The 10,871-nt window shown below is 47.5% G+C and carries 10 protein-coding genes; 8 read left to right on the plus strand and 2 right to left on the minus strand.

Annotated elements, in window-relative coordinates; translation table 11 throughout:
• The first annotated feature begins 4 nt into the window (after positions 1 to 4).
• From FAY32_RS13440 to pepF, 4 genes are all read left to right on the plus strand, one after another.
• Positions 5 to 796, plus strand: coding sequence for a phosphotransferase family protein (locus FAY32_RS13440; RefSeq protein WP_143463976.1), 792 nt, complete (start codon positions 5 to 7; stop codon positions 794 to 796).
• Positions 797 to 876: 80 nt separating this feature from the next.
• Positions 877 to 1,527 carry a tRNA (guanosine(46)-N7)-methyltransferase TrmB gene (gene trmB, locus FAY32_RS13445; protein ID WP_143463978.1) on the plus strand — a complete coding sequence of 217 codons (651 nt, stop codon included), beginning with the start codon at positions 877 to 879 and terminating at the stop codon, positions 1,525 to 1,527.
• Between the two features lie 216 nt (positions 1,528 to 1,743).
• Positions 1,744 to 2,841, plus strand: a complete 1,098-nt coding sequence (locus FAY32_RS13450; protein ID WP_143463980.1) for a competence protein CoiA — start codon at positions 1,744 to 1,746, stop codon at positions 2,839 to 2,841.
• Between the two features lie 63 nt (positions 2,842 to 2,904).
• A complete protein-coding gene (pepF, locus tag FAY32_RS13455) occupies positions 2,905 to 4,713 on the plus strand; it encodes an oligoendopeptidase F (RefSeq protein WP_143463982.1) in 1,809 nt (602 codons plus the stop codon).
• Between the two features lie 159 nt (positions 4,714 to 4,872).
• Here pepF and FAY32_RS13460 read toward each other — a convergent pair whose 3' ends face one another.
• Positions 4,873 to 5,733: a DegV family protein gene (locus tag FAY32_RS13460; protein WP_143463983.1), complete on the minus strand. Its 861-nt coding sequence runs from the start codon at positions 5,731 to 5,733 to the stop codon at positions 4,873 to 4,875.
• Positions 5,734 to 5,908: 175 nt separating this feature from the next.
• Positions 5,909 to 6,559: a DsbA family protein gene (locus tag FAY32_RS13465; RefSeq protein ID WP_143463985.1), complete on the minus strand. Its 651-nt coding sequence runs from the start codon at positions 6,557 to 6,559 to the stop codon at positions 5,909 to 5,911.
• A gap of 325 nt (positions 6,560 to 6,884) precedes the next feature.
• Between FAY32_RS13465 and FAY32_RS13470 the strand changes: the two genes are divergently transcribed.
• The 4 genes from FAY32_RS13470 to FAY32_RS13485 all read left to right on the plus strand — a co-directional run bounded on the left by FAY32_RS13470 (position 6,885) and on the right by FAY32_RS13485 (position 10,782).
• Positions 6,885 to 7,541, plus strand: a complete 657-nt coding sequence (locus FAY32_RS13470; protein ID WP_143463987.1) for a GTP pyrophosphokinase — start codon at positions 6,885 to 6,887, stop codon at positions 7,539 to 7,541.
• A 2-nt stretch (positions 7,542 to 7,543) separates the two neighbouring features.
• The gene (locus FAY32_RS13475) at positions 7,544 to 8,347 is read left to right on the plus strand and encodes an NAD kinase (RefSeq protein ID WP_143463988.1); all 804 of its coding nucleotides are present in this window, start codon (positions 7,544 to 7,546) and stop codon (positions 8,345 to 8,347) included.
• A complete protein-coding gene (locus FAY32_RS13480) occupies positions 8,347 to 9,267 on the plus strand; it encodes an RluA family pseudouridine synthase (protein ID WP_143463994.1) in 921 nt (306 codons plus the stop codon). The genes FAY32_RS13475 and FAY32_RS13480 overlap by 1 nt, the downstream gene beginning before the upstream one ends.
• An 831-nt stretch (positions 9,268 to 10,098) precedes the next feature.
• Positions 10,099 to 10,782, plus strand: a complete 684-nt coding sequence (locus tag FAY32_RS13485) for a KxYKxGKxW signal peptide domain-containing protein (protein WP_158727602.1) — start codon at positions 10,099 to 10,101, stop codon at positions 10,780 to 10,782.
• The last annotated feature ends 89 nt before the right edge of the window (positions 10,783 to 10,871 follow it).

Consider the following 10,871-nt stretch of genomic DNA (forward strand, 5'->3'; position numbering starts at 1 on the left):
ACGAATGGCACTAGATATTAGTGACGGCTGGAGCTTATTTCCGCTGGGTGGCAACACAGGCACAGCGTATATGGGCACAAAGGCGTCGCAAAAAGTGTTCTTAAAACAAAACGCGTCACCGTTTCTTGCAGCACTTTCCGTTGAGGGAATCACCCCACGGTTGGTGTGGACGAAGCGCCTAGCTACAGGGGACGTGATGACAGCTCAGGAATGGCTGAACGGTCGAACGTTGCATCGCAAAGAAATGCGCGAGCAGCGGGTCGCACGAATTCTTCACCGAGCGCATCACTCAAAATTGCTTCGTGAAATGTTATTAAAAGTCGGCGGTCGTTCCACAACGCCCGCCCAGTTGTTAGCTCGCTTGCAACCTGCCTTAGCTGCAGATTTACGCCAACATCCGTTGATTCAATCAGCCTTTGCTAGCTTACAAGCTGAGCAGCCCCAACTGCCCGAGACACACTATGAGGTTTGTCATGGTGATTTAAATCATAAGAATTGGTTGTTGTCTGATCGTCAACGGTTATATTTGGTCGATTGGGATGCCGCGACATTTGCTGATCCAGCGTTCGATCTTGGCGCACTGCTCTGTGAGTATGTGCCGTTAGAGGAGTGGCAACGTTGGTTACAGGATTACGGCGAACGGTTAACGCCGGACTTAACGTCTCGGGTGAACTGGTATGCACGAGTTCATTGCCTGAGCGTGATTGCCGAAAGTTACCATCAACAGCGTTTCCAGATTATGAATCAACATTTAATTTTATTAGAAAAGCTGACGAGAGAGTCAGCAACTGATTAGAGACGTCGGCGGGAGCGGGGCAAACCTCGTGCCCGCCGTTGTTGTTTAGAACTCAGGTACAATCAAGGAGGAATTTTACGATGCGTGTGCGAAATAAACCGTGGGCCAAGGGCTACATTGAAGACCATGCCGATAAGATGGTCACGGAACCAGAACCACTGAAGGGAAATTGGCAGAGTCGTTTTCCCAGCGAACAACCGCTGTTTGTAGAAATTGGCACGGGAAAGGGCCAGTTCATTGTCGAAATGGCACGCCAACATCCCGACCAGAATTTTATTGGAATTGAGATTCAGATGTCCGTCATTGCGGCTGCCTTAAAAAAGGTCGTTGCCAGCGGTTTGACCAATATTCAGATGGTTCACACGGATGGTGAGGCAATCAATACCTTCTTCGACGCTGGTGAAGTAGCTGGATTGTACCTGAACTTTTCCGATCCTTGGCCTAAGAGTCGTCATGCCAAGCGGCGGTTAACGTCCCCCGTCTTCTTAGCCCACTATGCTGACGTCTTGCAGCCAGAGGGGCAGATTCAATTCAAGACCGATAATCGGGGACTTTTCGAGTATTCATTGGGAAGTCTAAACAACTTTGGGCTGATTTTCGATGGTGTTTGGCTAGACCTGCACGCCGCAACTGATGGCGTGGAGGACATTGAGACCGAGTACGAGCAGAAATTTTCAGCTAAGGGACCAATCTATCAAGTGATTGCGCACTTCCCGAAGACTACTGAATAACCAAATAAATTAAAGAACACAACTGCTGAATTTGGGCAGTTGTTTTTTTATCTTATAAGCAAAAGCTACGACACTAGTGGACTAAGACCCGACGGCAAATTGATACTATTAATGGTCATAATCCAGTGTAGCCAATAAAATTAAATTTATTTGAAATACAAAAAACATGGCATTAACCTTTACGGAGTTAGTCAGTGTAAAGGGGGGATGGGTGCCATGCTGATTGCGTTGGAAAATCAGAAGTTAGTCGATGCTATAGCGGCTGTTCGGCACCATGCCTATCAGTGCCCAGCTTGTCAGCGGACGGTGATCCTGCATCATGGTACCCACGTGGCCCCTTATTTTGCCCATCAGAATCTAGGGACGTGTGCCGTGGCAACTGAGGGTGAGACCCAGCAACATATTCTAGGAAAACGTCAATTGGCAAAGTTTTTTGGTGCCTGGGGACCAGTGACGTTTGAAAAAAATTTGCCGGAGATTCAGCAGCGTGCCGACTGTTGGGTCGCCCGCACTCAGCCGGTTGCTGTGGAATTTCAATGTAGTCCCATTGGCGCTGAACAGGTGGCTCAGCGGACAGCGGGATACCGCAAGGTGGGGGCCTATCCCTGTTGGCTCTTGGGTGAACGTTTTGGCCGCCAAAAGATTGGCTGGTCTTTGATTGATCGGTTTGCCAGCCCATTGCGTGGTTGGGGATTGTGCCTGCTCTTTTGGGACGTCGGTCGACAACAGATTCGCGTGGTCCATCACCTGTATCAGGATGCTACGGGGAGCTACGGGTATTGGCAAAGCTGGGTGGCAAGTTTGTCAGAACTAGAGGCGGGCAATCAGCGGCGACTGTGGGTACCGCCGATCAATGTTCGCCAATTTCGGCATGACTTGAACCAGAAACTCATGCGAGCGACTCCCGCCTTGCGTCCGCTGCAAGAGACGTTGTACCTGCATGGCTACCATCTGGCCGGTTTTCCAACAGCCTTCGTGACCCAACACGTAACACTTCCCCTATTTGGGCAGGGACTTTTGGTTTGGCGAGCAGTTGTCGGCGCCTGGCTGTTTGCTTTGCGCGGGACGGTACTAACGCCGGCCACCATCGACCGGCTGGCTGTACAAGGGTTGCTGGTGATTGGGGGTCACCTACGAGCTGGTCGGTTTGATGGCAAGGTGGGGTTGGCCCGTGCACAACACGATTTTATACAGGAGCTGATTGCGGCGGGTTACCTGGGTCGGGTAAAGTCCGGCTGGCAAATTAACGCAGAACCCCAATGGGCCGCGGATTATACAGTATGGTTAAAAAATGATGAGAAAAAGTCAGGCTAAATGGCCAAATAATGAGATGAAAGTGGTAGACTATTATTATGCAAAATTAAGGAGGACGAAGATATGAAGCAAATTCCCGCACGTTCCGCAGTTCCAACCGAGTTGACTTGGGACTTAACCCCAATTTTTCCCGATGATACGGCCTTTAAGGCCGCCATTAGTGACATCCAACAGGCAGCCAAGCAAGCGGCCAAGTTAAAGGGCCAGCTGGCTAAGAGTGGTCAAGCACTCTATCAGGTCACGACGACGATCTTTGAGCTGAATCGCAAGTTGGAACGGGCCTATGTGTATGCCTCCCTGAAGAATGATCAGGATACTGGCGATGCCAATGCGCAAGCACTTTCTGGTCAGGCAGATAGCTTGATTGCGACGGTTTCATCGGCGACATCTTGGTTTGAACCCGAGGTCTTAGCGTTACCAGCTGCGGATCTCCAAGCTTTGATCGATGCAGAACCAAAGTTAGCAGCGTATCAACACTACTTCGATGTCTTAGGTCAACAACGTGAACACACTTTATCTGCTGCCGAAGAGAAATTATTGGCAGGGGCGAGTGACATTTTCGCTGCGTCATCCAAGACCTACAGTGTTTTAAGCGATGCTGATTTGAAATTCCCCGTTGTGCAAGATGCTGACGGCAACGACGTTCAGCTGTCAGAAGGGCTTTATGGCGTTTTACTGCAGTCAACCACCCCTAGCGTTCGTAAGCAGGCCTTTGAGGCACTTTACAGCGTCTACCAACAGTTCCGCCATACATTTGCCTCAACCCTGTCTAGCGAAGTTAAAACGCATAATTTTGATGCTGAGATTCGGCACTACGGCAGTGCTCGCGAAGCGGCCATGAGTGCTAATAATGTGCCTGCGGTGGTCTATGACACGTTAGTTAAGTCGGTCAATGCCCATTTGGATTCTCTACACCGGTACGTTGGGTTGCGGAAAGAAATTTTGGGATTGCAGGATCTTCATTTCTACGATCTGTATACGCCAATCACTGGCGAGCCTAGCCTGAGCTACACCTATGAAGAGGCACAACAAGAGGCTTTAAAGGCGTTATCAGTCTTAGGACCGGATTATGTGGCCAATGTACAAAAGATGTTCGATAGTCGGGCCATTGACGTGGTCGAAAACAAAGGCAAGCGGACGGGGGCCTATTCTGGGGGGATGTATGACACCAAGCCGTATATCTTACTGAACTGGCAGGATAGCCTAGAGAGTTTATTTACGCTGGTTCATGAAATGGGTCACAGCATGCACAGCCACTATACCCGGAGCAATCAACCTTATCAATACGGTGACTACTCAATCTTTGTGGCCGAAATTGCGTCGACGACGAACGAAAACCTGCTAACGGATTACCTGTTGAAGACCCAGACTGATCCGCAGGTTCGCGCTTACGTGTTGAACCACTACTTGGACGGCTTCAAGGGGACGGTCTACCGGCAGACACAATTTGCTGAGTTTGAAGACTACATTCACCAACAGGCAGCGGCAGGCGAAACACTGACGGCGGACTTTATGAGTAAGTTCTATGGTGACCTGAATGCACGTTACTACGGTGACAATTTAGCCAAGGATCCCCAGATTGCTGACGAATGGACACGAATTCCGCATTTCTACTACAATTACTATGTCTACCAGTACGCCACAGGTTTTGCAGCCGCAACGACGCTCTCACAACGAATTCTGAGTGGTGATGACGCCAAGCGGGATGCTTACTTGACTTACTTGAAGTCAGGAAGTTCAGCGTTGCCATTAGATGTGATGCGTAAAGCGGGTGTCGACATGACCCAACCAGATTACTTGGAAACGGCTTTTGCAACCTTTGACAAGCGATTAGCCGAATTCAACGACTTAGCCCATCACTTGAAAAAGTAGGGTGAGATGCGTTCATCTGGCCAGAAGATCGGTTAGCCAATGTGACTAATGTTAAGCAGACAGCATTTCCTGACGGTCAATCTCTAGCATTGAACAAAGTAAAAATGACCACGTTATCCAAGAGAGGTAACGTGGTCATTTTGTCTAGTTATGAAATTATTAGAAGGATTGCCAGTCACGTTGCCATAACAGGCCCATCGTTTTTTCACCGGTGTGGACACTAATGGCGGGACCAAGTTGGCTCTGCGAGATACGGACTTCGGGATATTGTTCCGTTAGCTCGGCGGTCCATTCATCAGCTAGGTCGGCGTTATTGGCATTGATGACGGTTGCGTGGAGCGGATAGTCAGTCGCCTTTAGCGATTCCTCTAGACGGTCAGTCATATAATGAAAGGCCTTCTTCATGGTCCGTTCTTTACCGATGGCGATAATTTGGCCGGCGTCATTAAATGTTAGCAGCGGTTTGATGTTGAGCAGATTGCCAATAATTGCGGATCGGTTACTGAGACGGCCGGTTCTGGCAAGGTGACTCAAATTATCAACGGCGAAGTAGACCTGCATAGTACTCCGCAGATTTTCCAGTTCTGGGACGATATCAGCAGCCTTATCCCCATTGGCGACCATTTGACCAGCAAGAAGACAGAGATTCGCCTCGCCAGCACTGGCAACCAATGAGTCAACGGGATAGATATGTGCCTTAGTGTAGGTTTGACAGAACATCTTGAGGTTGCTCATGAATGACGTAATTCCGCTGGACAGGTGAATTGAAATGATTTCATCGAAGCCCTGAGCAGCCAGCCGATCATAGGCTTCTTCAATCTGGCCTAAGGAGACCTGAGCTGTCGTTGGTAACTCATTATCCGTGTTCAGGTAGTCATAGAAGGTCTGCAGACTCAACTCGGATTCCGGATACTGATGGTCGCCCAGAATGACCGTGATCGGTAGAACGACAATATGGTATTGTGCAACCTGAGCGGGCGTCAGGTAAGAAGCAGTGTCCGTAACGATGGCCGTTGGCATAATTTATCCCCTTGCTCTCAAAAAAATAGTTGGGTCAATCATACCATATTGCTAACGGATTTGATATTAGGGAAGTCAACAAATTAATGGGCAAAAAAATCTCGTTTCCCCAATTAGAGAAAACGAGATTTACGAATGGTTCGATTAGCAATTACGTAAAACGATTCAGCAGGCGTTATAGAACGTGAAGATTAGGGTGATAGTTGCCTCCCCCTGATGAAGCTGCTTGGCGGTTCGACGTGTAAGTTGGTTCGGCCATTAACGTTTCCTTAGTCGCAACGCCTTGACTCTCACAAACATCGCAGAGTGATTCATAAGTTACGTCGTTGAGCAGAAGACCACATTGTGAGACATCACAGTTAAAGATGACGGCGGATGAGGACTGCTCAATTTTCATCTCGGCCGCTAATTTTTGATCGGTTTGGAAAGCCTGCTTCGCCAAGTCAGATTGGCAGTCTTCCGTAAACATATCTAAGTCGAGGTGACATTTTTTTGCCAGATTTAAGACTAAGTCATTGGAAAATTTTTGATGGTCGTTAACCACGGCCATTTGCATGTTTAAGAGGAAATCACGCCCCTTGCGCTTCCCCTGAAAGAGGGCCGCTTTATAGGCGAGAATGGCTTGATAGTAAACGTTGAAAAAGGCATTTCGCTCAGCCAAAGTGGGGTGCGCGGGCAAGGCCTGTTCAATGATCTGCTGGTTTAACAACGGAACAAATTGAAACGACACCTTGCTATTGAGATGATCGGCCAACTTCATAATGTTACGCTCGGAACGCATACAACGAGCGCCTAATGGGTTGACGAACAAATAGACTTCTAACACATTGCTTCCTCCTATACTCGTTCGAATTGGCAATCAGCAAGGGTCGCCAAACAAAAAGTAACAATACCACTACATTAGCAAAATTTCAAAAAATAGCAATCAGAACGTTTGTTTGAGGTGAATACCGTTCGTTTAAAACGCAACCTAATCATGCAACATTTTCTTGGCGAGGTAAAGCTAAACGCCTCGTAAAAGTCACGGGTTACCCAGATTGCACCATTAGTGAAATTCTTAACGAATTCGGGGAGTAATTACTCTCAGTTGGGACTGAATTATGGTAAAATCGAAAGATAAGACGTGTAATTATGGTTGGGGGATAGTTGTCATGATAACGAATTGGGATCAATTTTTATTGCCCTATCAACAGGCCGTCAGTGAGCTGAAGGTTAAGCTCCGCGGTATCAGAAAGCAGTTCGAGAACCGTAACGAGCGTCCGCCAATAGAGTTTGTCACCGGACGTGTCAAACCGGTCCCCAGCATTAAGGAAAAAATGTCACGCCGGCACGTCGCCGAAGAACGCTTGGAACAAGATATGCAGGATATTGCGGGCTTACGGATCATGTGCCAATTTGTCGAGGATATTTATCAAGTTGTCGATCTTTTGCGGCAGCGAACCGATTTAACCATTTTGGAAGAACGGGACTACATTCACAACGAAAAACCTAGTGGCTACCGTTCCTACCATATTGTTATCGAATATCCAGTACAATTGGTAACCGGTGAGAAAAAAATATTAGCTGAAATTCAAGTGCGGACGTTGGCCATGAATTTTTGGGCCACCATCGAGCATTCCTTAAATTATAAGTACCAAGGTGACTTCCCCGCTGAATTGAGTGCACGATTACAACGCGCCGCGGAGGCCGCATTTAAGCTGGACACGGAAATGTCCGAAATTCGAGAAGAGATTCAGGAGGCCCAGCACTACATCACGCCACCACGGGATGATGACGGGGCAACACCTTCTCAGCATAAGGAAGATTGAGTATGAAAGTTTCCATTTTTAGCAATAACGGGCCTTCTTCACAGAAAGTAGCGACCGCGTTAAAGGACGGGCTCACTGCAGCTCAGGTCACACTCGATAGTCTGGACCCGGATATCGTGGTCACGGTCGGTGGGGATGGCACGTTGCTGTCCGCCTTTCACCATTACAACGACCGGCTCGATAAGATTCGGTTCGTAGGGATTCATACGGGTCACCTGGGATTCTACACGGATTGGCGTGACTATGAGGTTCAAGAATTGATCAAGAGCTTGGTCAACGACAATGGGCAGAGTGTGAGCTACCCATTGTTGACGATTCAGGTCGAATACGCGGACGGTACCCATCCGGATCAAGCACTGGCTTTGAATGAATCGACCATCAAGAAGGTTTCCGGAACGATGGTTGCTGATGTCTACATTAAGGGTGAGTTTTTCGAGAGTTTTCGGGGCGATGGTCTGTGTATCTCAACGCCAACTGGCTCAACGGCTTACAATAAGTCCGTTGGCGGTGCGGTGTTGAATCCACAGTTCAATGCCGTACAAATGGCAGAAATTGCGTCGATCAATAACTTGGTCTTTAGAACGTTAGGGTCCCCGCTGATTATTCCAGCCGATGAGTGGATTCGTATTGAACCCGCCAATGCTGCGGATAATGTTTTGATGTGCGATCAACTGAGTATCGAAGGGCGACCTATCAAGGCCATCTCCTATCGTATCGCGCGGCAGCGAATTGCATTTGCTGAGTATCGGCACACACACTTTTGGCAACGAGTCGAGGCATCCTTCATTGGGCGTGAACAGCCATGATGACGACATTTGAATGGATTGTGGACGGGGAGAGCCCCGTCCACGTTCGGACTGTATTAATGGCACATGGTGTAACCAGGACTTTTTTAAAACAAGTTAAATTTCACGGTGGGGTGGTCACGCTGGATGGTACAGAAGTCCGGGTAGTGGCCATGGCTCATCCTGGCCAACGGGTCGGCTTGCAATTGCCACCAGAACCGGCCAACGACCATGTGGCAGTCTCAATGCGGCCACTGGACATCCTATATGAGGATGAACACTTTTTAGTGGTCAATAAGCCGGCAGGGATGGCCTCTGTGCCATCCCACCTGTATCCCGATGATACGTTGGCTAATCGCGTGAAGGGTCATCTCGTGGCGATTCAGGCGCCCAGTACAGTGACCCACATTGTGACTCGGTTGGATCGGGAAACCAGCGGGGCAGTCCTGTTTGCCAAACATCACTTTGCACATTCCATTTTGGATAAACAGTTAAAAAATGGTGAACTGGATAAGCGATATGTGGCGGTGGCAAGTGGTCGGGTCACTCCGGAACATCAGGTGGTTCAAGCACCGATTGGCCGGGCGGAAGGGTCATTTATCAAGCGGGCCGTCCGTGCAGATGGTCGTCAGGCTAAAACGGAACTGTGGGTTCGTGCGCAATCCGCAACGGCTAGTTTATTAGCAGTTAAGCTGCATACGGGAAGAACCCATCAGATTCGGGTGCACTGTGAGTCACTGGGCCATTCACTACTAGGGGATTGGTTATATGGGACACAAACCAATCCCTGGATTCATCGGCAAGCGTTGCATTGTGCACGGGTCAGCTTTTACCAGCCATTTCTAGGACAGTGGATTACCTGTTATGCGCCGCTTCCGGCAGATATGGCATTAGTGATTGAAAAAGAGATTTTAGAAAGTACGGGTAATAAAATCAGTTAGTCGCTTGCTAAGCGTTAAGGTTGATGACCGAATCATTCTGAACCAAGACGGTTTAGTCATCAGGTTTAGGTGGTGTGGGTTGTCTGGCTGGCACGCAAACAAGGCCTGGGGTGTTGATCTCAGGCTTTTTTGCGTGCTTGGAGATGACGGAATGAGCTGAACCATTTAAGTTAAGGGGAGTCCTATTTCTAGCGGTAAAATTGAGCAATCGCTATCTCCGTCCGTGGGTAACAATGATTTAATCGCTGTTACAAACAGTACCTGATGTAACGATATCTCTTCTGAAACTTAAAACAGACTAAAAAGCAGGTTGACTTTCAAATCGAATTTGTTCAACTCGTGTCGGTTGCACAAATTGCTAATTTTGGTTAAAAGAAAAAATATAAAGAGAATTGTAATTGATAGTCGTTGTGACACCAGTTTGTTTAGTTGATATTGTTTTCTAAATTTATTGGCGTAATTATTGCTACTAATCTTATCATAAGATAAAAAATGCTTTTAAACGTTGATATGTCAGTAATTGTAACTATTGTACAAACAAAATAAAGGCTGAGTTTAGGCAACACTAATACTGCTAAGAGAGGGGATGCATCTTTGACAAATTTATACACTAAAATCTAATAGATTCTATAATTAAACATTTTATTTCAAACTTAATTCTATTTTTTAAATAGTGCACACGGTTGAATTGTGCTAAAATAATATTTGTAGAGAATTATTTTATAGGGTGTCTACTTTCAGGGGCAATCAATAATGGTTTTTAATCTTTTACGATAGAAAGTTAATCAATAAGATTAACGATAAAAAAGGGACTTGTTAAAAGTGAAATTCATGCGGCATCAAGCTTTTAATGGCGATCCTAAACTGCGGTATAAGATGTTTAAGGCAGGTAAAAAGTGGGTATTTGCTGCTTTAGCGTCATTTACGCTCTTAGGTGTGGGAAGCCTAACAGTAAAGGCTGATTCTTCGAGCCAATCCGATGGTGCTTCCGGTGATGGAAGCACGAGCGAATCCTCGACAAAGGGGTCAAGTGCGTCTACGGTGGCGTTACGGACCAGCGAGTCAACTTCTAGTGCAGCCTCATCTTCTGCCAGTTCAGCAGCAACAGAAAAAACGTTAGTCAATTCAGCAACGAGCTCTTCCGCAGCTAGTGAAGCAACGAAGAGCAGTTCAGCGTCTCAGTCTTCGGCGGTCGAAAGCTCACAGAGCAGTTCGGCGGCCGCTTCAGTCGCTTCTACGAGCACGACAGCGAGTTCAGCTGGGAGTTCATCCGCGGGAGTTCCAGCCAGTTCAGCTGCGAGTTCAACTGCATCAGCAGCAGGTGTTGTTAAGCGTTCAACGACAATCGGTGTCTCGAACAATCAGGTAGCCGATTCCTCTACTGAAAGTACGAGTAATACCACAGTGACAGCTCAAACCTTGCGCTTTAGTCGAGCAGGGTTGTTACGAGCAGCCGTTATTCCCACGACTACGACAACTAGTTCAAGGGCAACGGCTGTTTCTGCGAGAGCGTAAAATATCTTGTGTAAACGCACAAAAGATTTCTAAATTGTATAGAAATAGGGAATGCCTTCCCTTATGATATTTAGTAACCACAGAAAACA

The organism is Levilactobacillus enshiensis (assembly GCF_007115095.1).
Lineage (GTDB): Bacteria > Bacillota > Bacilli > Lactobacillales > Lactobacillaceae > Levilactobacillus > Levilactobacillus enshiensis.